Source organism: Thermodesulfobacteriota bacterium (genome assembly GCA_036397855.1).
Classification (GTDB): Bacteria; Desulfobacterota_D; UBA1144; order Nemesobacterales; family CSP1-2; genus DASWID01.
The window spans coordinates 26,169-47,065 of record DASWID010000128.1 but is presented as its reverse complement, the minus strand read 5'-3'; the positions used below and the strand labels follow the sequence as shown (position 1 = coordinate 47,065).

25 protein-coding genes are annotated in these 20,897 nt (G+C 42.9%); 15 read left to right on the top strand and 10 right to left on the bottom strand.

Going from position 1 to position 20,897, the window contains the following annotated elements:
- The first annotated feature begins 244 nt into the window (after positions 1 to 244).
- The 3 genes from VGA95_10310 to VGA95_10300 all read left to right on the top strand — a co-directional run bounded on the left by VGA95_10310 (position 245) and on the right by VGA95_10300 (position 1,996).
- On the top strand, positions 245 to 1,072 hold the full coding sequence (locus tag VGA95_10310; protein HEX9666933.1) for a carbon-nitrogen hydrolase family protein: 828 nt from the start codon (positions 245 to 247) through the stop codon (positions 1,070 to 1,072).
- Between the two features lie 109 nt (positions 1,073 to 1,181).
- Positions 1,182 to 1,535 (top strand): hypothetical protein, encoded by a 354-nt coding sequence (locus VGA95_10305; GenBank protein ID HEX9666932.1) that lies wholly within the window; start codon positions 1,182 to 1,184, stop codon positions 1,533 to 1,535.
- 209 nt (positions 1,536 to 1,744) lie between these two features.
- Positions 1,745 to 1,996 (top strand): hypothetical protein, encoded by a 252-nt coding sequence (locus VGA95_10300; protein ID HEX9666931.1) that lies wholly within the window; start codon positions 1,745 to 1,747, stop codon positions 1,994 to 1,996.
- A gap of 530 nt (positions 1,997 to 2,526) precedes the next feature.
- Here VGA95_10300 and VGA95_10295 read toward each other — a convergent pair.
- Complete coding sequence (locus VGA95_10295) at positions 2,527 to 2,718, bottom strand: hypothetical protein (GenBank protein HEX9666930.1); 192 nt, start codon at positions 2,716 to 2,718, stop codon at positions 2,527 to 2,529.
- Between the two features lie 174 nt (positions 2,719 to 2,892).
- On the opposite strand from VGA95_10295, the gene VGA95_10290 reads away from it, so the two are divergent.
- Both VGA95_10290 and VGA95_10285 read left to right on the top strand, forming a co-directional pair.
- Complete coding sequence (locus tag VGA95_10290) at positions 2,893 to 3,171, top strand: MarC family protein (protein ID HEX9666929.1); 279 nt, start codon at positions 2,893 to 2,895, stop codon at positions 3,169 to 3,171.
- A gap of 456 nt (positions 3,172 to 3,627) precedes the next feature.
- Entirely contained in the window at positions 3,628 to 3,837 is a 210-nt protein-coding gene (locus tag VGA95_10285; protein ID HEX9666928.1) for a hypothetical protein, read from the top strand.
- Between the two features lie 189 nt (positions 3,838 to 4,026).
- On the opposite strand, the gene VGA95_10280 is transcribed toward VGA95_10285, so the two are convergent.
- Positions 4,027 to 4,461, bottom strand: a complete 435-nt coding sequence (locus VGA95_10280) for an OsmC family protein (protein HEX9666927.1) — start codon at positions 4,459 to 4,461, stop codon at positions 4,027 to 4,029.
- 452 nt (positions 4,462 to 4,913) lie between these two features.
- Positions 4,914 to 6,191, bottom strand: coding sequence for a transposase (locus VGA95_10275; GenBank protein ID HEX9666926.1), 1,278 nt, complete (start codon positions 6,189 to 6,191; stop codon positions 4,914 to 4,916).
- A gap of 131 nt (positions 6,192 to 6,322) precedes the next feature.
- On the opposite strand from VGA95_10275, the gene VGA95_10270 reads away from it, so the two are divergent.
- The 7 genes from VGA95_10270 to VGA95_10240 all read left to right on the top strand — a co-directional run bounded on the left by VGA95_10270 (position 6,323) and on the right by VGA95_10240 (position 10,506).
- Entirely contained in the window at positions 6,323 to 6,790 is a 468-nt protein-coding gene (locus VGA95_10270) for a metalloregulator ArsR/SmtB family transcription factor (protein ID HEX9666925.1), read from the top strand.
- 152 nt (positions 6,791 to 6,942) lie between these two features.
- Positions 6,943 to 7,269 (top strand): arsenite efflux transporter metallochaperone ArsD, encoded by a 327-nt coding sequence (gene arsD / locus VGA95_10265; protein ID HEX9666924.1) that lies wholly within the window; start codon positions 6,943 to 6,945, stop codon positions 7,267 to 7,269.
- Positions 7,270 to 7,273: 4 nt separating this feature from the next.
- Complete coding sequence (locus tag VGA95_10260; protein HEX9666923.1) at positions 7,274 to 9,157, top strand: TRC40/GET3/ArsA family transport-energizing ATPase; 1,884 nt, start codon at positions 7,274 to 7,276, stop codon at positions 9,155 to 9,157.
- Complete coding sequence (locus tag VGA95_10255; protein HEX9666922.1) at positions 9,154 to 9,375, top strand: FmdB family zinc ribbon protein; 222 nt, start codon at positions 9,154 to 9,156, stop codon at positions 9,373 to 9,375. Before VGA95_10260 ends, VGA95_10255 begins: the two co-directional genes overlap by 4 nt.
- Positions 9,376 to 9,377: 2 nt before the next feature.
- The gene (locus VGA95_10250) at positions 9,378 to 9,719 is read left to right on the top strand and encodes a hypothetical protein (protein HEX9666921.1); all 342 of its coding nucleotides are present in this window, start codon (positions 9,378 to 9,380) and stop codon (positions 9,717 to 9,719) included.
- Positions 9,720 to 9,745: 26 nt separating this feature from the next.
- Positions 9,746 to 10,117 carry a YlbF family regulator gene (locus VGA95_10245; GenBank protein ID HEX9666920.1) on the top strand — a complete coding sequence of 124 codons (372 nt, stop codon included), beginning with the start codon at positions 9,746 to 9,748 and terminating at the stop codon, positions 10,115 to 10,117.
- 17 nt (positions 10,118 to 10,134) lie between these two features.
- On the top strand, positions 10,135 to 10,506 hold the full coding sequence (locus tag VGA95_10240; protein ID HEX9666919.1) for a YlbF family regulator: 372 nt from the start codon (positions 10,135 to 10,137) through the stop codon (positions 10,504 to 10,506).
- Between the two features lie 194 nt (positions 10,507 to 10,700).
- Here the strand turns inward: VGA95_10240 and VGA95_10235 are convergent, their stop codons facing one another.
- The gene (locus VGA95_10235; protein HEX9666918.1) at positions 10,701 to 11,222 is read right to left on the bottom strand and encodes a DUF2934 domain-containing protein; all 522 of its coding nucleotides are present in this window, start codon (positions 11,220 to 11,222) and stop codon (positions 10,701 to 10,703) included.
- Positions 11,223 to 11,722: 500 nt separating this feature from the next.
- Here VGA95_10235 and VGA95_10230 point away from each other — a divergent pair, with 500 nt between their 5' ends.
- The 3 genes from VGA95_10230 (at position 11,723) to VGA95_10220 (ending at position 14,544) form a co-directional block, all read left to right on the top strand.
- A complete protein-coding gene (locus tag VGA95_10230; GenBank protein ID HEX9666917.1) occupies positions 11,723 to 12,724 on the top strand; it encodes a YhdH/YhfP family quinone oxidoreductase in 1,002 nt (333 codons plus the stop codon).
- A gap of 118 nt (positions 12,725 to 12,842) precedes the next feature.
- Complete coding sequence (locus VGA95_10225; protein HEX9666916.1) at positions 12,843 to 13,130, top strand: hypothetical protein; 288 nt, start codon at positions 12,843 to 12,845, stop codon at positions 13,128 to 13,130.
- Positions 13,131 to 13,404: 274 nt separating this feature from the next.
- Entirely contained in the window at positions 13,405 to 14,544 is a 1,140-nt protein-coding gene (locus tag VGA95_10220; GenBank protein HEX9666915.1) for a DEAD/DEAH box helicase, read from the top strand.
- A 244-nt stretch (positions 14,545 to 14,788) separates the two neighbouring features.
- Here VGA95_10220 and VGA95_10215 read toward each other — a convergent pair whose 3' ends face one another.
- From VGA95_10215 to VGA95_10190, 6 genes are all read right to left on the bottom strand, one after another.
- Entirely contained in the window at positions 14,789 to 16,576 is a 1,788-nt protein-coding gene (locus tag VGA95_10215) for an AMP-binding protein (protein HEX9666914.1), read from the bottom strand.
- Positions 16,537 to 17,478, bottom strand: a complete 942-nt coding sequence (locus VGA95_10210) for a thiamine pyrophosphate-dependent enzyme (protein ID HEX9666913.1) — start codon at positions 17,476 to 17,478, stop codon at positions 16,537 to 16,539. The genes VGA95_10215 and VGA95_10210 overlap by 40 nt, the downstream gene beginning before the upstream one ends.
- Entirely contained in the window at positions 17,475 to 18,671 is a 1,197-nt protein-coding gene (locus VGA95_10205) for a pyruvate synthase (protein HEX9666912.1), read from the bottom strand. The genes VGA95_10210 and VGA95_10205 overlap by 4 nt, the downstream gene beginning before the upstream one ends.
- Before the next feature lie 55 nt (positions 18,672 to 18,726).
- Positions 18,727 to 19,221 (bottom strand): 4Fe-4S binding protein, encoded by a 495-nt coding sequence (locus tag VGA95_10200; protein ID HEX9666911.1) that lies wholly within the window; start codon positions 19,219 to 19,221, stop codon positions 18,727 to 18,729.
- A 63-nt stretch (positions 19,222 to 19,284) separates the two neighbouring features.
- Positions 19,285 to 19,653: a 2-oxoacid:acceptor oxidoreductase family protein gene (locus tag VGA95_10195; GenBank protein ID HEX9666910.1), complete on the bottom strand. Its 369-nt coding sequence runs from the start codon at positions 19,651 to 19,653 to the stop codon at positions 19,285 to 19,287.
- An 18-nt stretch (positions 19,654 to 19,671) separates the two neighbouring features.
- Entirely contained in the window at positions 19,672 to 20,814 is a 1,143-nt protein-coding gene (locus VGA95_10190; protein ID HEX9666909.1) for a Glu/Leu/Phe/Val dehydrogenase, read from the bottom strand.
- Between the last annotated feature and the right edge of the window lie 83 nt (positions 20,815 to 20,897).

The window sequence follows — 20,897 nt, the reverse complement described above, 5'->3', positions numbered from 1 at the left end:
TATAAAATAGAACCTCTTCAACAACAACATTGGTTTGAAATCGTGAGCTTAAGGTGATGGCACCCGTAAATTAACTAGTGCATGACGAAAATTTTGGAATCTGACTGAATTACTACTCCTTTTAACTTGTCGTTAACTTAAAGAAAATGTGAAAAAATGAAATTAACGTTAAAGTTTTCTTAATCAAACATGGTCAATAAATTGTGTAGCTCAATCATGTTGTTCATTCTAGAAAACCACTGAAATGAAAAAAATAAGAATCGCTGCGGTCCAGATGTGCTCGAAACAGGATCGTAATAAGAATCTAGAATCCGCTTTAAAACTTATGGGGCAAGCCGTAATAGATGGCGCTCAACTAATTGCGTTACCCGAGAATTTCTCGTTCATAGGAAGTGAATCGGAGAAGATCAAAATGGCCGAGAATTACAAGAATGGACCCAGTGTTAAGTTTCTTGAGAAATTCGCCATCGAGCATGGTGTAGCAATAATTGGAGGCAGTATCCCCTTAAAGACAGCTAGTAAGTCAAGGGTTACAAATACGTGTATAGTATTTGATACGAAGGGGCGTGCCGTAGCTCGCTACGATAAGTTACATCTTTTTGACGTCTCACTGGATGATGAGAACACATTTGAAGAATCTCAATATATAAAATGCGGTGATAGTGAAGTAACTGTAGAATTGTTTGGTCGGATTATGGGTCTTAGTATCTGCTACGACCTGAGATTTCCAGAACTATATCGCGCTTTGGTGTTACGGGGTGCAGAAATTCTATTCGTACCTTCCGCATTCACCCTGTATACAGGTAAGGACCACTGGGAAGGCCTTCTACGTGCCCGTGCCATAGAAAACCAATGTTATGTCGTTGCCCCAGCACAATATGGTAAACATAGCTCGCGTCGTATATCTTATGGCAGAACAATGATCATAGATCCTTGGGGACAGATTCTATCACAGTGCCAGGATAGGGAAGATGTCATTACTTGCGAGATAGATTTTGATTTTTTAGATAACATTAGAAAAAGACTCCCATGTCTTGAGCATATACGCAGGAAAAAGTTCTTTTCACAGTAGATTGAAGAAGTAGTTCAAAAAAGCTATGAAATCCGAAACATAAATCGATGCTAAAAATATACAATGGAGAAGCAATGTTATAGACTATACGAAATTAAAGGCGAATGTATTGAGCGAAGATTTAACAAGTCAACTTAACGAGAAAGCAAACGAGCTGTTTGAAAATCTTATCACGCCTATTTTCAAAGAGCTTATCGAGGAGTATAACGGAGAAAATGGATTTGAAGTAAAGGTCGTACCCGATAGACCCGCAATAATGGGCATAAAAAAGCACAAGTCCATTATGATTAAGCATCCCGACGGAATGGAGATGATTGTTTGCCTTTATTGGGTTGAAGGGCATGACAAGATCGTTGCTGAAAACATCATGATGGTTACATTGAATAAGGCCTTTAACATCTATGAAGTGACAAAAGATGATCTGAAAGAGAAAATTAAATTTCTTGCGGGTTTGGAAGGATGATACGATTTCTATTTCTATATTATTATTGTAACCCAAGAAGGGATCGGTGAGCTCAAGCTTAGACGGGCTTAGCTGGAAAATCGCTTTAATCTAATCGAATAAGGATAGGCTAATCCATCTTGACACTATTTCCATGGTGAAAAGGGGTTATAAGACCTTTAATTCAAGTCAACTGTGTTTATATTAAAAATAGATAGGAGGTGATAATAATGACCAGATTAATGATAGAAAAAAAACATGGTAACATTCCTCACATGGAGTATTTCTTCGATGAAATAGCAGAAAAATTGGCCATCAGATGTCCAAACACAAACAATCTTGTTTATGTGGAAGCCATAAGAAGGGCTCACAGTGAACATAGCCCTTTCGTCGATGTCGTTTACTGTGAAGGTTGTGGGAATGTGATACAAGATGAAGAAGAGCATCTAAATCGCATAAACAAAATTTACTACCACCATTGATAATAATACAAATATTCGCTCAGTGAAGTGACTTCACGTGGGGTATTAGGCATTAGAGCTAAAAGCGTTTAATCCTTTTTTACCTGGAAGCGGAAAAATTCAAGAGAAAAATTTCAAACAACCTGATTATCGGGTTTTTCTAATTATCCATGCAACAACTACGTGTTACTCCATAAAATAAAAGGCCAGTTTTTCTGGCCTTTTGGGCAACCTCTCAATCTTGAGAAGGTTCTTGCCGCTTTTAACCCCATACCCAATAATAATATAGTCCTTCTTCAACTAATTTCCAGTCCTAAACAGTATTTTTATTAAATCAGGTACAAAATAGTTTGTGCACATTTTTAAGAGGAATCGATTGTCTACGATATTATTTTTTTACTATCAAATTTGACTGAAACAGCGAATATTCATTTAAGTTCCACAAGAACATTACTTCGGCGTTATTAACAATTTTAAATCCTCATATTATTTATCACTCATAGGGTACAATTTTGCATGGAGGACTTGATATGCACGAAATTCATTCACCTCTACCAAACCCACGGGATAAGTTTGTAACCTACCCTGGATACATATTCCAAATATCCAGGAAGTTCCTTTTGAAGCGTACTGTCCTCTAAGGCAGTCCGAACCACAATCAAAATAATTGATAAAACTGCTGGAATAAAAGCATCTGAGGCTTCGATTCCACCGCGTTCATCTTCAACTAATTTCATGTCCATTACATTAAGATCAAACCTCACCTCCACTATAAAAAAATCACCTTCCTCCATACTCTAGATTTTGAAAAAATTAGATTCATCAAGTCCCTACGACGGAATATAAGATATGTTAATCAACGATCAAGGTTTACCGTTTGCAACTATTTATTTGAAAAGAGAAGGCATAAGCCATGATTGATCAAAGATATTCTTTCGCTATCGTATCAAACAACTATCGGCATCGCAATAGTTCCTTTACTATCGTTTTTGGCATTGAAAGGGCACTCTAAGATAGTTTCGCCCTTAGTAACGACTGGAATCAATGTATTAAACCGTACCATGGGTTCTTTATTGGTTTGCGTAGGTATCCAATTCATAGTTCTAGGGATTTACGGCTTCCTTACGGATGAGACATATTCAAGGCTAATCATCGGATTAATTAAGAGGGTTTGGACTGGTTCTTCATCAAATTAGTACCTCAAAAAATCATAAGACCTAGATCCAATGACTATATTCACCCGATCTTTTTTGGTAAATATACGGTCATGCACCTGACCCTTTATAAATCACGATTGCCATATGATCACTGAAGTCTGAAACAGGCTTAGCCGAAATTCCATCTTCTTAAATTCAAAACGATTTTTCCTCGTCGCCTTTTGCGTCGAATCTTGCTTTTAGTCTATCTGAAGGTATTTTAAATGGTATAGGCAAATGGAAATATTGGCTCCCTTTTTTTTCTGTTTCTTCGTTATGGCTTTTGTATTGGTTCTTGTGCTTAATGCAAGGTAGACGCTTTCATGATAGCTACTACTGTTGTATTAAGTAACATAATATAGCTAGAAGAAAAGATGGTTAGCAGTACAGGAAAATTATACTGCATTTTTGCTGTCTAATTGTTAGTTAGCTGTCTCTACTGAAAGGAGGTGCGTAATGCCTGATATGTCTGGTGCTCCCATGTGGCCATTCGGGCCATTTATGATGCTAATTTTTGCAGTCTTAATCGTGATCCCGTTTTGGTTCATCTTTGGCAAAGCAGGTTACTCCAAGTGGCTAAGCCTTCTGATGGTGGTACCTGTCGTTAATATCATCACGCTGTATGTTGTTGCTTTCTCAGCGTGGCCCAGCCTCAGGAAGGAGTAGCTCGCATGCTTGCCTTTTATCTATAGTGGTTAAAGTTTAGTCAGACCTGTTCGTCCTGAAGCCCTGAGCTTTGTCGAAGGGCACTTTTAGGTCGGTGTGAACGTGATTATCCTTCGATGAACTCAGGATGATCAGATACTTGTCTTGTAAACAGCTTACTTCAGGGAGAGAAAATGCGGTATTTAGTTCTTAGATCGGTGTATGGATGTCCGATTGATCCACCGGATTAACCGGGATTATTTCTCCTGAAATCTCACAAGTATTTGCTACTGTATTGTAGATTGTTCCATATTTTTCGAGATTGCGGCGGAGAAGATCTATTCTTTGTGGTGATTCATTTGTATATAGAGTCAGTTCATATTTAATCGTAGTCAGACGTGGCGGAGGTTCCTCTCGTACACCGTGTACCTTTATAGAAGCTTTGTTATAGGCAAATTTTAGCCTCTCCGAGAAACGCTCGACGTTCTTCAAAATACATGCGGCAAATGCGCTCAGAAATAACTCAGCAGGGTTAAAGAGATACTCGCTTTGTCCGGGTGATGAATCGAAGTAGATTTGTGCCTCCTTAGTTCGCACCGTAGAGACGTTTGGCACCACCTGCTCTGCTTTTACTTCATATTCCATACCCATATTTTGAACCTCCTATGCTACCGCTGTCTAAAATAATCTGAAAACTCATCTTAATAAACATAACCTTCTGATATTAAAGAGTTGATATTGAAAAATTTTTATAATCTTGGACCCGGAGGATAAGTTGTGTGATTGTTTCGGGGATAGATTGATAATCGATATGTTTCCAGAAAGGATATTCATTATCATTGCATATCTAAAACGACAACAATCATACCAGAGAATGTCCCTATTATTAGAGTAAGTTACGCACATAAGTTTTTTTTCGTGTGTCAGAATGTATGATTTCCTGACGGTAGGTATTTCCGATCTGATCTGATTCCTTTTTAATTTCCTTCTTATATCGAAAATTTTTAAAATATAGTTTCAGCCTTTGCTTGAGGGAGGTTAAGCATAACCAAGTAACATAAGGACACTATTGCCTCACATAAAAATCTATTTGAAAGTTAATTCGTTGCCTCACCAGAAATATACTCTAAATCCTTTTCATTTTCTTCATTTTTGTAATTCTGTTTGTGATTTCTTTTTTTTAAATTTTCTTTTGCTGCCAACTTTCTGAGTTTAATTTGTAGTGTGGTTATCTGTCTTCTCAGTTCTGCCGGATTTAGTTTAGCATACTCTTGGTTTAACTTTTCCTTTTTTTCTTTCTCCCCCAGGGGTGCTTCTAACACCCTCTGGTATGGTGTCCTTGGCTGGTCATACCTCTTTTTCACCTTGCTTCCCACCCGAATCTTTTCCTCCAGTTTCATCACCGGCTGGAAGTAGTTAGTATATAGCCTTAAGCGGGAATACAGTTGGTTTAACAGTCGTAGTTGCTGGGGAGTATCGTAACGATGATAACCCACCCCACGCCTGACCACTGAGTAGTTCTTTTGCTCTACGTAGCAGTTATCATTCTTCCGATAAGCTCGGGCCCTGGTAAAAGTGATCTTCTCCTCCTCGCAATAACGATAGAGATGATCGTTTATAAACTCTGACCCATTGTCTGAATCTATTCCCAAGAGCTTAAAAGGTAAGCGCTTTCTTATTTCCTTAAGTGCCTCAAACACCCACACCCGGGCCTTGTTCTTAACCGCCTGGGTCTCAGTCCAACCGGTGCATACATCGGTCATATCCAGGGTCTGGATATAATCCCCACTGGGGTCTCCTCCCTCGTGCCCCACCAGGTCTATCTCTACAAAACCCGGTCTTTGCTCATCCCACTCAGAGAAGGTCCTTATCGGTATCTGATGCTTGAGTAATGTGCCCGGCTTAGTCCTGGCTCTTTGGCGAAGGGACCTTTTCTTACGCTCCGGAGCTAATACTCTGTCTATAGTGGCGGCAGAGATCTTAGACAATTTCTCTCTGACGGTCTTATCCAGCTCTATCTCCTTATACTTCTCCAAGACGGGAATGACCTCCTTCAAGGCTGGCTTAAGTCTCTTACCGCATATAAAACCCATGATCAGCCATACCCTCTTCAAAACCCTAACTACCTGCTCATCGTAGGTCCTGTCCCTGGTCCTCTTAACCCTCTTTCTACAGTCCCCCACCAAAACAGTGTTATTATTGATCCTCACTCTCCGGCCATGATTCCTTAACAAAAAAGCGGCGTAACAGCGATTATACACGGTCAGTTGTGTGTACTCTCCAAGGATGGTGCCTTTCTCCTTTTTAGTGGCTTTCTGATACCTCTTCGCCACTACTGCAGTGACCGATCTTCTTTCTTCCATGGTTAGCCTCATCTATGCCTCCCGTTATCTTTCTAGGGGGAGACTATTTTGAATAGATTCTTAGATGAGGCAACGATTCTTCTTCAAATAGATTTCTGATGAGTCAATGCGAGGACTTGACAATTTAGGAAGCGTAATTATAATTGGCATATGCTTATATTGGCATACAGGCATATAAGTTGGGGATAGGGATATATAAAATGATTCACGCTGATATTTTTAAATCATTGGGGGACGAAACCAGATTGAGGATCGTTAATCTTCTACTTGCATGTGATTCACTTTGTGTTTGCGAAATGGTAGATACTTTAAAAATTCCTCAATATCAAATATCCAAGCATCTCATGATTCTTAAGAATTCCGGTGTGGTTGATGTAAGAAGGAGAGGCACCTGGTCATATTATTGTCTAAAAAGAGACGGTGGGTTAAACAAGATGCTTTTCTCCTTCCTGAAAAAGTTCTTAAATAGTGAAGACCTGGAAAAAGATAAATCTAATCTTGAGTTTCGACTGTTGATACGTGAGGAGGGAAAGTGTGTTGTTGGTTTTGTTGCTCAGAAAGAACTATCGCGAATGATCGATAATAAAAGGAGAATTCTTCTGAAAACCTAAGGATGTATAGTGATTTTGTTTTGTATCCATAATGTCATTATGAATCAAATATGTCTTGAAAGTAAAGTTCATGGTCTTGTGATTGCATGTATTTCAGTAAATGGTAAGGCTCAGAAATAATAAGCTAATTGAATATTCAAGGAGGGTTAGTCATGACTGAAAATAAATCGATTTTGATAGAGATTTTCGATCCCCCTATGTGCTGCCCGGGCGGTCTTTGCGGGCCGACTATCGATCCGGCGTTACTCGATATGAATGAAGCCATTCTGAATATTTATAAAAAGTTTAACGGAAAGATAGAGGTAGAACGTTATCTGCTCTCGCAGCAAGGACCGAAGTTCATACAGAACCCGCAGATTCTTTCATTGCTAAAATCTGGAGGAGTTAATGTTTTACCTGTGACTTTGGTGAACGGAAAGGTGGTAAAGCAAAAGGAGTATCCTTCCTATGACGAGCTAGTCGAGTATGTTGGAGGGTAATTGAATGCGTAATACGGAATATATCTTTTTTTCAGGCAAGGGAGGTGTTGGAAAGACAACGATGGCCTGCGCTACAGCAGTCCATTATGCAGAAAGCGGTCTCAAAACCCTGATCATTACGACCGACCCCGCTTCGAATCTGGCTGATGTATTTGAAAGGGAAATCGGACATAAAATAACACCACTTGGAATACCAAATGTTTGGGGAATGGAAATTGACCCGGACAAAGCGACAGAAGAATACCGCGAGCGTATCCTCGCTCCTATGCGTCGGGTAATGCCTGACGATGTTATGAAAGTCCTGGAAGAGCAGTTCAACTCACCCTGTACTACGGAGATAGCCTCGTTTGACCGTTTCGTTGACTTTATAGCTGGTGACTCGTCTGAGGGAAATGGGAAATATGATGTTGTGATTTTTGATACTGCTCCTACCGGTCACACCATCCGTTTGCTTGAGCTTCCTTTGGATTGGAGCAGGCACATCGAGGAGAGTGCCAAAGGAAGCGGTAATACGTGTGTAGGACCTGTTGCGAATATTCAGGCAAACAAAAAGAAGTATGATGAGGCAATAAATCTTCTCGCTGACCCGAGCCGAACTAAATTCGTTTTTGTCTTGCAGCCAGATAAAACATCAATTTACGAGACAATAAGGTCCTCCGATGAGCTGAATACAATCGGTGTTAAAAATATCGAGCTTATTGTTAACGGAATCCTTCCAGAGGAAGTCTGTGAGAATGTCTTTTTTAATAAACGTTATGAAATGCAACAAAAACACCTCAAAAAAATCAATGAGATTTTCCCTGTGCCAAAAAAGCACGTTTATCAGAGAGATGGTGAGATAAAGGGAATTGCAAGACTTAAAAATATTTCAAACTCCCTCTACGAGTATGATAGGGATGTAGGCGGATTTTCCTTTGGGCATGAAAGCGGATCAGAGTTAAAAACAGGCTTTGATACTTTGGATTCAGAATCGGTGATGAATTTGATTACTCCTCAAGGCCAGACTAAATCGATCTTTTTTACGGGTAAGGGAGGTGTAGGTAAAACTACTATATCGTGCGTAACTGCTTTCCATCTGGCAAGCAGGGGACATAAAACACTTCTCCTTACTACTGATCCCGCTTCGCACATTGGCGAAGTTCTTGAGCAGAAAATTGAGGACACTGTCAAGAAGGTGGAAGGTGTTGGTAATCTCTGGGCTGTTATCATTGACCAGGAAAGGGCCGTAGAAGAATACAAGGAAAAAATTCTCGAAGACGCAAGTACGAAATACTCGGATGATATGTTGGTCGCAATTCGCGAGGAGCTGGAATCACCCTGTACGGAAGAGATGGCTGCATTTGATAAGTTCATGACTTATGCAGAGAGCGACGAGTACGATGTAATCGTATTTGATACCGCTCCGACCGGTCATACATTGAGGCTTCTTGAGCTTCCATTTGATTACAGCGAGCAGGTAGGTTTGATGGTGGCGACAACAGAGAAAAGCGAAGGGGTAAAAGGAGAGACACAGAAGCGTCTCAATCGCATCATAAACAGGATGAAGGATCCGAAGCGTTCGGTCTTCGCTTTTGTGTTTTATCCTGAGTCCACTCCTGTTATTGAAGCCTATCGTGCAATGAAGGATTTAAAAGAAGCGGGCATACCGACTCAGTTTGTTGTTGCCAATCAGGTTCTAATGCCTGAATACTGCACGAACGAATACTTCACTCGGCGCCGTATGATGCAGGAAAAATATATTTTCCATGCAGAGGAGCTCTTCAATTTGCCTATGATAATAATGCCGCTTGCCGATGATGAGATAAGAGGGATTGACAGTATTAAGCGTGCTGCCGAGGAATTATTTGGATCAAAGCCAGTTAAAAGAGACAAGGAGGCAGCAAAGTGATTTACGAATATGAATGTAATAATTGCGGAGAAACATTCGACGTGTGGGCTACACTCGCGGAGAAGGAAAAAGGAATCAAACCGGTATGTCCGAAGTGCAATTCTGACGATACTTATCAGGTATTGGGAAGTGTGAACGTTGGAATTGGCAGTAAATCTGGAGCTAGAGGGGGCGTGCCTCCCGGTTGTGGGCCATTATCGGGTGCGGGGTGCTGCTAGTTGTGGAGAATGACAGGATTGTAAAGGTTCGTATTTTCGCTTTTCCTATCGAGGGATGTGATGAATCCAAAACGTGGAAAGCCGCTTCTGAGATGCTTGCGAGGCGCCTGGATAAAAGATACGGACACCGTGTGGAAACAGAGTTTATTGAGATATTTTCTCCTGAATCCTTCGAATTTCCCGAGATTCTTGAATTAATACGGAAAGAACAGATTACTCCACCCATTATCACAATAAATGGCAAGCTTATTCATAGCGGTGGAAAGCTATCGGAAAGAGTGATCAGAGAAGGGCTTGAGAAACTGGGAATTTCTCAGGTTATGCCGATTGGGAGTAGAGGTTAAATTGAGTTTAGAGAGGACGACTTATCATGAGTGAAACAAGAAGATTTAATCTTGTAAAAGAGTTTGCAATATCGGTAGGGGATTCCACTCAGTTTCGGAGATATGAAGAAGCGATGAATCAGATTCGCAATGATAAGAATGCCTGGCGCATGCTTACAGAGTATGATAAAAAGCTTCAATCTTATCAGATGATCAGTTTGTGGAACGGAGCCTCTAGTGATGACCTTAAAGTTATTGAGCAAGTGAGAGTTGAGCTTCTTAGTAATCCTACCTTAAGAGAGTATTTCCAGGCACAGGAAGAATTGCTTCATATGCTTCGAGAGTTAAACGCCTTGATAAGCCGTAGACTAGGCTTTGATTTTGCCAGTATGATGCAATCGGGAGGCGGATGTTGTTAAAATCAGGGAGAAAGACTATGATTGACGAACGCCTAAAATCAGTTGTCGAAGAATTGATTGTCTACCTGGATAACTCTGATTCAGTTAAGGTATTTAATAACTCAAAAAGGGAATTCGAAACAAACCCAGCGCTCCTCCGACTGAGCAAGGAGTTTGCACGGTTATCACAAGAGTTCCATTCTAAGCAAGCACAGAAAACTCTCGCTCAGGAAGATATCGATAGGATCAGAGATCTTAGGCAGAAGATAAATTCCCACCCCGTCACACAACGTCAGGCTCAATCACAGCAAAAATTAATGGCCGAGCTTCTAGAATATAATAACCTAATCAGCAGCATCTTGGGGTTTGATTTTGCGGCAGCTATTTCGCCTAAATCCAGTTGTTCTTAGTTATAAACACACAAACCTACCTTGAGTTTCAAATCTTGAAAATCTAAATTCGGACTTATTGTTACTTGAAATAACGTCTGGAATCAGTTGAACATAGGAAATAAGGAATCTATGCGATAAGCAGAGCTAAGGCATCAAATCAAGTTTTCGGGAGTAGAACAAGGCTGTCTGGATTGTTTAAGCATAATTGCTTCTTAGTCCGATGGCCTTACAAATTTATGTTTTTTTGCGCCAACCCAAACCGGAAATCCATTTTCATTACAAAGTCTTAAAAACTCCTTGCCCCTTTTCACCTCGGTTGCAATTATAGACGTCCTTCCTTCACAATTAATTCTGGAACCTTTAACCTCAACTTTACCTTTTGGTTCAATCTTGATATCTTGCCTATCAATATACCATCCAGGACCCAAGTGAACAGAGATTATTTCGTTATCCGTTTTTACTGTCATATGTACCCCATGGAACATTTTCTTAATTAGAGTAATTCTCTCAATGCTTATCACTTCTCCACTAATGTTCTCCATTGTTTTGGGATCACACACCATGTTATTTTTAACTTCCATCTCTGCCTCGACCCAGTCATCCAGAGCTTTGCCATGTTCTTTACCTCTTTTTTCATAAATCTCGTATGCCTTTTTCTCGATCATTTCATGAAGAGTGCTTCTATCTAATTTAACTTTTCTCCTTGGATTATTAAGGTTTTCTTTTCCTGCCATGATAACACCTCCTTATCTTTAATTCTAGTTTATCACTGCATAGTTAACTTAGCCATAAATGGATACCATCCTCTACCACGAATCCAGATCAATATTCTTCCCAACCCATACATCTGGTTTATTTTGTAAGAAAAGATAACCAAAAACCATGCATAAAAAGAAGTGAAAACAAAATCGATCACTATGGATAAAGTAATTTATAAAACAAGCTTTTCTGTTCTCCACCCTACCCTCTTTTAATCCGTTAAATTTAAATATCACTTAATTACTGAAGACCCTAAGGTTCAGGACTAACTCTGTCAAACGCTGAAGTGGTTATATAATGAGCTTTTATTCTCATTACTTACCACATTTAAATTTATAATTTAAATTCTACCAATCAACCGGCGGATGCAACAAACAAAATGAAGTATTACCTATTATTTTTTCATTTTATGCTAAAATTCCCTGATAGTAAATAGAATTTTAATTTCAAAAATATCTGAAGGAGGACATGTGAGTTGAGTATACAAAAATTCAAGGCTATGGTCGTTAGAGAAACTCATGATAAAAAGTATATAAGAGAAATCACCGAAAAGTCTATAGATGAACTACCTGAAGGAGATGTATTGATCCAGGTTAAATATTCGTCTTTGAATTATAAAGATGCGCTTTCTGCGATTGGGAATAAAGGTGTTACAAAAAATTATCCACACACGCCGGGGGTTGATGCTTCTGGAATCGTCGAGAAGAGTAAGAGAACTGATTTTGAGCCTGGTGAAGAAGTCATTGTACATGGCTACGACTTGGGCATGGATACGTCGGGGGGGTTCGGGCAATACATAAGAGTTCCGGCTGATTGGATTGTGAAACTTCCAAGCGGGCTAACTTTAAAAGAAAGTATGGTTTATGGTACGGCCGGATTCACCGCAGCCCTTTCCGTTTTTAAGATTCAAGAACATGGGATCGATCCCGAAAGTGGGGAAATATTGGTTACAGGCGCAACGGGTGGAGTTGGTAGTATCGCAGTTGCCATCCTTGCTAAAGTCGGTTATCAGGCGGTTGCATCAACAGGTAAGTTAGACGAAAGGAATTTTCTTATGGACCTGGGAGCAAAAGAAGTAATAAGTAGAGATGAAGCAAGAGATACGACGAGTAGACCGCTTCTGAAGGGTCGCTGGGCGGGAGTCATCGACGCTGTGGGTGGAGACATTTTAGCAACTGCAATTAAATCTACTAAACCTGGAGGGATTGTCACGTGTTGCGGCAATGTTGCTTCTCATGAACTGAATACGAATGTGTACCCTTTTATTCTGAGAGGTATTAGCCTCGTGGGTATAGATTCTGCGAACTGTCCGATAGATTTGCGCAAGAAAGTGTGGCAAAAAATTGCAAACGAATGGAAACTGGAGAAGCTTAGTCAGCTGACTTCTGAGATTTCATTGGAGGAATTGGGCACTAATATAGAACTCATGTTGCAGGGAAAGCAAAAAGGAAGAGTTGTAGTAGACTTGTGGAGATGAAGTATAATGGCTATTGGAGTCGGTAGCTAGCTTTTTTATGATTAAAACTTCAAACGTGAAACTATTTTTGTAACACAAAATTAATATATATAAAGATCAAATTTGGAGGTAGGCGAATATGAAGAGATTGATAGCAATTCCGATAGTTAGCTTCTTCCCGATGCTCTCAATTCCACTTTTCAGCTTTGCGGATGATTTTCTATTTTCTAACGGTAGTCAATGGGGTTTCAGTACAAGTCCCAGCGCAATCCACTATAGCCTCAACCACGGCCACTACATAATACAGCAACATGGCAATCATCTCTTTGTACACAAATTAAATCAGGGACATCACGGACATCATTTTCAAAAAAATCATTTCAATAATCCTCACAACCGGAGACTTCATTTTTTCAATAATCGTTAAATATCATAGATAGGTTCCAGACATTTTAGCAAAGATGATGTCTTTCCCCTCTTTTTTAAACCCTCCATTTGTAAATCTACAGGTTCTTAGGTACACTTTATGTCTAAAGTCTATATAAAGTTGTCGGCTTCGTAGGTAAATAGTTTCTTCTTCTAGGGTAACCGGCATTACTCTCCAAACAAAAAGAAGACTTATTTTCCCCTCCTTGGACGAATAACTGAAAAGACAAAAAAATCATAAGTGTCCAGTTATTGGACCAAGTTGGAGGTTTAAGTTGAAGTTTGAAGAATTTTATTTATCAGAAGGCGTTTCCAAGGCAATAAGGGAGATTGGACTAAGCACTCCCACCCCTGTTCAGCAGGAATCAATTCCACAGCTTCTAAGTGGAAGGGATTTAATAGGCCAGGCTCAGACTGGCACCGGCAAGACGTTCGCCTTTGCCATACCGATTGTTGAAAAGATCAATCCTTCGGAAAAGGTGGTTCAGGCAATAGTGCTCACTCCGACCAGAGAGCTAGCGCTTCAGGTCGCAAAGGAATTTGAAAAAATAGGAAAACATAAGAAGACGTATGTAATTCCCGTTTATGGTGGTCAGCCTATAGGTAAACAGCTGGCTCAGCTCAGGAAAGGAGTTCATATCGTGGTGGGAACCCCCGGGAGGGTCATTGATCATATAAGGCGCGGTACGTTAAACCTCCAGTCCGTACGTTTTGCTGTACTGGATGAAGCGGACCGGATGCTCGATATGGGATTTATCGACGACATGAAGTTTATCCTTGCCCAAATCCCGAAAAACTGTCAGAGAATGATGTTCTCGGCCACAATTCCAGCAGAGATCTCTTGGCTGGCAAAACGTTATATGAAGGACCCGGTAGAGGTAAAGATCTCAAAAGATACGCCTACGGTTCCCCAAACCAGTCATAAGTTTTATGTTGTTACGGAGTTCGATAAGTTTAATGTCCTCTGCAGATTAATTGATTCAGAATTGGACGGGTTACTTCTTGTATTCCGTAAGACTAAGACAGGTGTAGATGATCTGGCGACTGCACTTAACAGAAAGGGTTATAAAGTCCGAGGGCTTCATGGGGATTATTCTCAAAGAGAGCGAGAAAAGGTTATGAGGCTCTTTAGAAACGGACAGGTTGATATTCTAATTGCCACCGATGTCGCTGCAAGAGGGCTCGACGTTAGTGGTATTACGCACGTAGTAAACTATGATATTCCTCAAGATCCCGAAAGCTATATACACAGAATAGGAAGAACAGGTAGAGCCGGTAAGGAAGGCATGGCCATCACCTTTATTACTCACTGGCAATATACCGAGTTTAAGAGAATACAAGCATTTTCAAAGGTTAAGATTGAGAAGGCAAACATTCCATCTGTTACAGATTACGATCGTGTTGCTAGAGCGTAAGGGTCTAAAGTAATTGAATTAGGTCAGAATTTTGATTGGCAGTTGCCTGAATAATTTCATCATTCACTAAGGGCACTCTAATACTTGCCTATATCCGTATATAGACTTCATCCCAAGGTAACCCTATTCCTGCCGAAAATTAAGCCTATTCCCGCTCCTCTTACGAAGTTGATCTAAGGTAGTATGGGAGTTCAGTCGTGTTATCAGTTATTGCCAAATCAATCTGTTCTTGTGTTACAACGTTTCATTTCATTTTCCGTTTCTCCAGTTTTTCCATCGCGATTTCTCGCATGCGAAACTTTTGGAGCTTACCGGTTACTGTCATGGGAAATTCCTCCACAAACCAGATATATTTAGGTATCTTGAAGTGAGCAATCTTACCCTTGCAAAATCCCCTCAGTTCATTCTCGGTTGCCGTTTGTCCCTCGTGTAGCTTAATCCATGCCATCACCTCTTCGCCGTAATATTCATCCGGCACCCCAAACACAGCAACTTCCGCCACTTTTGGGTGAGTAAAGATATAGTCTTCAATCTCTCTTGGATAGATATTTTCCCCCCCGCGAATAATCATTTCCTTCAACCTTCCTGTAATTTGCACGTAACCCTCGGAATCCAGTGTACCCAGATCACCGGAATGCAGCCAACCATGATCGTCAATGGCTTTACGGGTTGATTCCTCATCTCCATAATACCCGAGCATAACGTGGTACCCGCGGAAACAGATCTCACCAACCTCACCAAGTGGCAGGGTCCGTCCAGTATCAAGATCTACCACCTTGACCTCCTGATGCGGCAAGTTTCTACCTACGGTCTCAGTGCGCCGCTCTAATGTATCATCACGTGTGGTTAAATGCGTGATCGGTGAAGCCTCGGTTTCTCCATAACCTATAAGTATTTCACTGCAATGCATATCCTCCATAACACGCTTCATAAGGGCCGGCTGGCAAGGGGCACCCGCCATTATTCCAGTTCTGAGGCTAGATAGATCAAACTCTTTGAATTGGGGATCCTCCAGTTCGGCGATGAACATGGTCGGTACCCCGTGTATGGCCGTACACCTCTCCTGTTCTACCCCTCTGAGTACAGATAGCGCATCAAAATGCTCACTGGGGATCACGATGCAGCCGCCTACAGACAAACAAAGCAAATTGGCAAGTACCATGCCAAAGCAATGATAGAATGGAATGGGTACCACGAGACGGTCAGTCTCGGTAAAATGCATCGCAAGAGAGGAGAAATAAGCATTATTAAGGATGTTGTGATGGGTCAGGACAACAGCCTTGGGGAAACCGGTGGTACCCGATGTATACTGGATATTAATTGGGTCGTCGCGGTCAAGTAATTCTGTCGCCGCCCGAAGCCTCTCAATTGTTACCTTTCCGCCCTCGGCAAGCACTTCCCACCAGGTGAGAAAACCGGCGTATGGGCGCTCTGTTCCATCGGCGTCATCCGGGTTGTAAATAACTACACTTCTCATAGCTGGGAAATCCTCGTTCTTCCACTTCCCGGGAGTCTTGGATTCAAGTTCCGGGATAAGCTCTATAATCATGGACACGTAATCACTGGTGCGAAATTTTGGGATCAGAAATAGACCCTGCACATTAGCAAGCTTAAGGGCATGGGCCAATTCTCGGCTACGATTGGCCGGATTTATGTTGACCAGGATAGCACCTATGCTCGCGGTAGCCATTTGTAACAACAACCATTCAATATTGTTGGTAGACCAGATGCCAATTCGATCACCTTTATTGAAACCAATGCCCAAAAGCCCACGCGCTAGGTTATCTACAGCGTTTGCAAGCTGTGCATAGGTTAATCGTTGATTCTGGAGTATCGAGACGACTGCTTCTCGATCTGAAAATCGTTTCACCACATCTGCAAAATGCTCAGGGATGGTGGCACCGAGCAGCGGCTCAAGACCGCCTCGATGGAAATAGCTTTTTAGCGTACCTGTCATATGGGTTGTAGATAATTGTCTGGCAATCCCCTTTGTCAACTGGTACCGAATGAGCTTCTCTCTAAGTCTTCCCAATACTCATCTACCTTTGCCTGAAGCTCTGCGAGCAATCTCTCGTTTCGCTCTGGTTTAAACAGGTGGGCAAACCTCCCCTGTCTCCTCAAATACTCTTCAATAGGTATTCTCGGATAGGGCTTTTTCGTGTGTACCACTTTACCATTCACGTATTCTTTTAAAGGCCACACGCCTGTTTTTACAGCAAGCTTTCCAATCTCTATACTCTCGCTCGGATCGAAATCCCAACCTGTTGGGCAAGGTGCAAGGGTAATTATCATACGAGGGCCTCTTAAGTCCTTAACCTTTTCAATTTTACGCGCAAGGTCAACTGGCTCGCTGCCTATTACAGTTGCCAAGTAGGCAGGCTTATGCGCAGCCCATATGGAAAACAAGTCCTTCTTGTATCCGACAAAACCGCGGGGACCTTTGCTTGTTGCCGTCCTTGCCGCATGCGGTGTTGCACCAGAGTACTGTTGCCCAGTGTTGCCATATCCCTCATTGTCGTAACAGATGTAAATAAAATCCAGATCCCGTTCCATAGCGCCTGATGTGGCAGAGAGTCCCATTCCATAGGCAGCACCATCACCTGTCAGCACCACGACATCCAGATCCTCTTCGGGCGTAATACGATTTTGTTCCAACAGAATATCCAACGCATCACGAATCCCCTGCGCTCCAGCGGGCGCAGAAGCCATAGACGTGTATAGCCAGGAGCCCCTAAACGGTGTGAATGGATAAACGGATAGTAGTGTCATGCAGCCTGCGGCATTTACAAATACAGTCTTTCCACCCAGGATGTCATAGATCACGTGAAGCGCCTGTAACCCACCGCAACCGGCGCACATAGGGGTTCCAGTACCCAGCAGGTGTGTGGAGGGCAAATCCTTCATCCGTCTAAATGCAGTTTCGGTTTCGCTCATGGTTTTTCTCCAAGTTCTTGACGCTCAACGTGGGCTACCGCCTGCAATTTTCTGATCTCCCTGAGTTCATCACGGTTATATAGCAACCTGGGTGGAGGCGTTTTACCTGAGTCGACTGCCCTGCGTGTTACCTCCGCCATTTCAAAGAATTCTTCGGCAGAGATATCCCGACCGCCCAGACCACCGATAAAACTTGCCAGTATTGGTGGGGCTCCCTTCTGACCATAGAGGACAGATGCCAACTCGGAATGTAATACTCCACCTTTGCCAATAGACAGGTTCTGATCAATTACAGCAACACCTCTTTTGCCAGCAAGCAAGCGCTGCATATGCTCCGCCGGGAAGGGACGTATCAGTCGCGGACGTAACAACCCTACTGCTTTTCCAGCGTCTCGCAACCGGTCAATGGCGGCTTTCGCTTTGGTAGCGAAGGAATCCATCATAACAAACAAAATATCAGCATCCTCAGATTGATAAGACTCGATCGAATCATGTTTCCTTCCGAATTGTTGCGCAAATGCCTTTGAAATTTCGTCGTACACTTCAAGGGCATTCAAGGCGGCAAGGTGCATTTCATAACGAAAATAAGAGTAAGGCGAACCTCCTAGTACAGCGACTGCCTGACTCGTAGGCGTACTGGCACGAAATACAATGTTCTCAGGATCAAAAGGTGGCAGAAAAGCATCCACAGCACCGGCTTCCGGTAATTCCACAGGCTCACGGGTAAATGAAAGATAGAATCCATCCATATTAACGATGACGGGTAAGCGTACTCGTTTATCTTCTGCCAGGCGGAAAGCCATCAGGGTAGTGTCCAAAACTTCCTGACAGGTAGCACAATGAATCTGCAGAAACCCAGAGTCGCGCGCCGCCAATACGTCGTTATGGTCTGGTTCAAGGGTGATTGGTGAAGACAAGCCACGGGATACATTTATCAGCACAAAAGGTGTTCGCCAACCGGCAACTGTATAAACCATTTCCATAGCATATAACAATCCCTGACTCGATGTCGCGCTTAACACCCGAACACCGGTGGCAGCCGCACCACCGGCAGCTGTAAGCATGGAGTGTTCGGATTCGAGCATCACAAGGCGACCAGCCATTTCCCCGCTGTCTATCCAGTTGGAAAGGGTCTCAATTATCTCTGTCTGCGGTGTGATTGGGAATGCAGGTATATAGTCTACCCTTGCCAAACGCCCCCCCCACGCTGCGGCCCCGTTGCCTGTGAGCAATGTACGAGTCATGATTTTAGCCCCCTAGATGTTCCTTTACCTCGTGTTCCCAAATCGCTTCGATTGCATGTGATGGACACTGAGCCACGCATATCATGCAGCCCTTACAATGATCATAATCGATCTGTGGGCTGCCACCCGCAGTAACCAGGATGGCACTATCCGGACAGAATGTGCTGCAAACCCACCAGCAGCGCTTACAGCGGTCGTAATCGATCACGGGGCGCAGCGTGCGCCACAAGCCCGTTTTGACCTCCACACTGGTAAGACCTGCATGGATCGCCGGAGCAGATTTACTTGCCTCTTCAAATGGCAAATCCACCCAATCTGGAGGGTTATAATTAGCCGCTGAAACATCTTCGCCCTCCATTACGCAACCCGAATGATCACGCATCAGTTGGAAGGCTGATTCTGCCCTCTCAAGATTTTTATCGACGATCTCTGCTCCTAGAGTCGCAAGTTCGGCACGGATAGCCTCTGCCAAAGAGTCACGCGAAATTACCCCTAACAAAGAAGCCGCAGCTCCCGCGCAGGCCGCTCCAATGAACGGCTGTTCCGCGCGGGCTTCTACCTTTTACGTTCCAGGCAGAATCAATATCTTCGATTGAATATTCAGACGGTCACTCCAGGTTTCCGGCGACTCATGACTGCTGATCAATAAGACAGTTCTATTGCTAATACCCCTCAGTACACCAGCAGCGGGCACAGGCACCAAGGTGTCATCCGCAACTATAACCAGGTCGGGGCGCTGAATTATACCACGCTCGTTAATGGGGTGTCTTGAAGCGCGAACGTATGCAAAGATGGGGGCACCACGCCTCTCTGCGCCGTAGAGCGGTGCATCCTGAACTTCAAAACCCTCAAGAAAAAAGGCCGTGCTCAAAACACGACTAGCCGTCTTTATGCCCTGTCCGCCTCTCCCGTGAAATCGAATCTGAAACATAGTCTTTTTCCTTGCTGCCTATACAAAATTGGGTGCGGATGAAAAGGATGAAAAACGCCGGAAACTCATCGCCTTCTTAACTCTTTTCAACGCCAGTTCCAAAGCTGCTTGTCGCGGCAATATACTGTTATTTGCAGCATATTCCAAAACCTGTCTAGTATTTCGCCGTAACTTCTCTTCAATGACACTGAACGCCTCCGACTCACTCGCACCCCTGTACTCCATTGCCGCACAGATCACCCCCCCAGCGTTGGCTATGAAATCGGGCACGCAGACTATGTCCTTCTCCGCTAGAACCTTTTCGGCGCCAAGTGTTATCGGTATATTTGCTCCTGCTATCACTAGCTTTGTCTTGAGGCGTTCTACATTGTTCTCGTTAATAGCATCCGGGCGCGCGGCAGGGATCCAGACATCGCATTCTACATCGATAATGGCATCCCGGTCAATTGGATACCCACGTGAATAATTCGATACACTGACCCCCTCAGCCTTGAGCTCAATCAATTCATTTACATCAATACCATCTGGGTTATGAATGGCACCTTTTGAGTCTGCGGCCGCCACCATTACCGCACCCCTCTCAGCGAGAAAGCGCGCAGAATGTTTGCCCACTGCACCAAATCCCTGAACAGCGAAACGAGCATCTTCTAATTTTAACTCGCAGAATTCCAGGGCTACCTCAGTGGAATGCATGAGACCCCAGCCGGTTGCACCTATTTCATCAAGCGGTATACCACCAATCTCACGGGGCAAGCCTACGGCTCTCCCGATCTCGTCATTCACCCATGCCATGCATTCTTCGTCTGTCCCCATATCTGGTCCGAATATGTATTCCTCATCATTGCGCAATGCCTTTGCAAGACAGCGTATGAGCTCTTCTTTCTCGGCCTTTGGCATATTCGGATCTCCAAACATTACCGATTTGCCGCCCCCGTGATGAAGATCAGCAGCGGCATTCTTCAAGGTCATTGCTCGTGCTAGACGGTAACACTCCTCGGTGCTTACATCAGGCGCCAGGCGTAGGCCACCGATTGAAGGTCCTCTAGCCACGTTGTCAACAACCAAGATCGCCTTCAACTGAATCGAAGGCTCATAGACGTGGATGATCTTTAGCGGCCCTATGTCATCGCCATATCGGAATAAATCGTTCTCCGTCCTCATCTTGAGTTATCCCTTTTTACAAACTATATACACCTTTACGCTGCAAAGCACATGCCAATGTTAAGAGCAATCTTTCCAAACAA

What these genes read in the sequence shown, in the direction of transcription:
- VGA95_10310 (HEX9666933.1), top strand. Translation starts at nt 245, where the DNA reads ATGAAAAAAATAAGAATCGCTGCGGTCCAGATGTGCTCGAAACAGGAT.
- VGA95_10300 (HEX9666931.1), top strand. Translation starts at nt 1,745, where the DNA reads ATGACCAGATTAATGATAGAAAAAAAACATGGTAACATTCCTCACATG.
- VGA95_10295 (HEX9666930.1), bottom strand. Translation starts at nt 2,718, where the DNA reads ATGGACATGAAATTAGTTGAAGATGAACGCGGTGGAATCGAAGCCTCA.
- VGA95_10285 (HEX9666928.1), top strand. Translation starts at nt 3,628, where the DNA reads ATGCCTGATATGTCTGGTGCTCCCATGTGGCCATTCGGGCCATTTATG.
- VGA95_10280 (HEX9666927.1), bottom strand. Translation starts at nt 4,461, where the DNA reads ATGGAATATGAAGTAAAAGCAGAGCAGGTGGTGCCAAACGTCTCTACG.
- VGA95_10275 (HEX9666926.1), bottom strand. Translation starts at nt 6,191, where the DNA reads ATGAGGCTAACCATGGAAGAAAGAAGATCGGTCACTGCAGTAGTGGCG.
- arsD (HEX9666924.1), top strand. Translation starts at nt 6,943, where the DNA reads ATGACTGAAAATAAATCGATTTTGATAGAGATTTTCGATCCCCCTATG.
- VGA95_10260 (HEX9666923.1), top strand. Translation starts at nt 7,274, where the DNA reads ATGCGTAATACGGAATATATCTTTTTTTCAGGCAAGGGAGGTGTTGGA.
- VGA95_10245 (HEX9666920.1), top strand. Translation starts at nt 9,746, where the DNA reads ATGAGTGAAACAAGAAGATTTAATCTTGTAAAAGAGTTTGCAATATCG.
- VGA95_10240 (HEX9666919.1), top strand. Translation starts at nt 10,135, where the DNA reads ATGATTGACGAACGCCTAAAATCAGTTGTCGAAGAATTGATTGTCTAC.
- VGA95_10235 (HEX9666918.1), bottom strand. Translation starts at nt 11,222, where the DNA reads ATGGCAGGAAAAGAAAACCTTAATAATCCAAGGAGAAAAGTTAAATTA.
- VGA95_10225 (HEX9666916.1), top strand. Translation starts at nt 12,843, where the DNA reads ATGAAGAGATTGATAGCAATTCCGATAGTTAGCTTCTTCCCGATGCTC.
- VGA95_10210 (HEX9666913.1), bottom strand. Translation starts at nt 17,478, where the DNA reads ATGAGCGAAACCGAAACTGCATTTAGACGGATGAAGGATTTGCCCTCC.
- VGA95_10195 (HEX9666910.1), bottom strand. Translation starts at nt 19,653, where the DNA reads ATGTTTCAGATTCGATTTCACGGGAGAGGCGGACAGGGCATAAAGACG.
- VGA95_10190 (HEX9666909.1), bottom strand. Translation starts at nt 20,814, where the DNA reads ATGAGGACGGAGAACGATTTATTCCGATATGGCGATGACATAGGGCCG.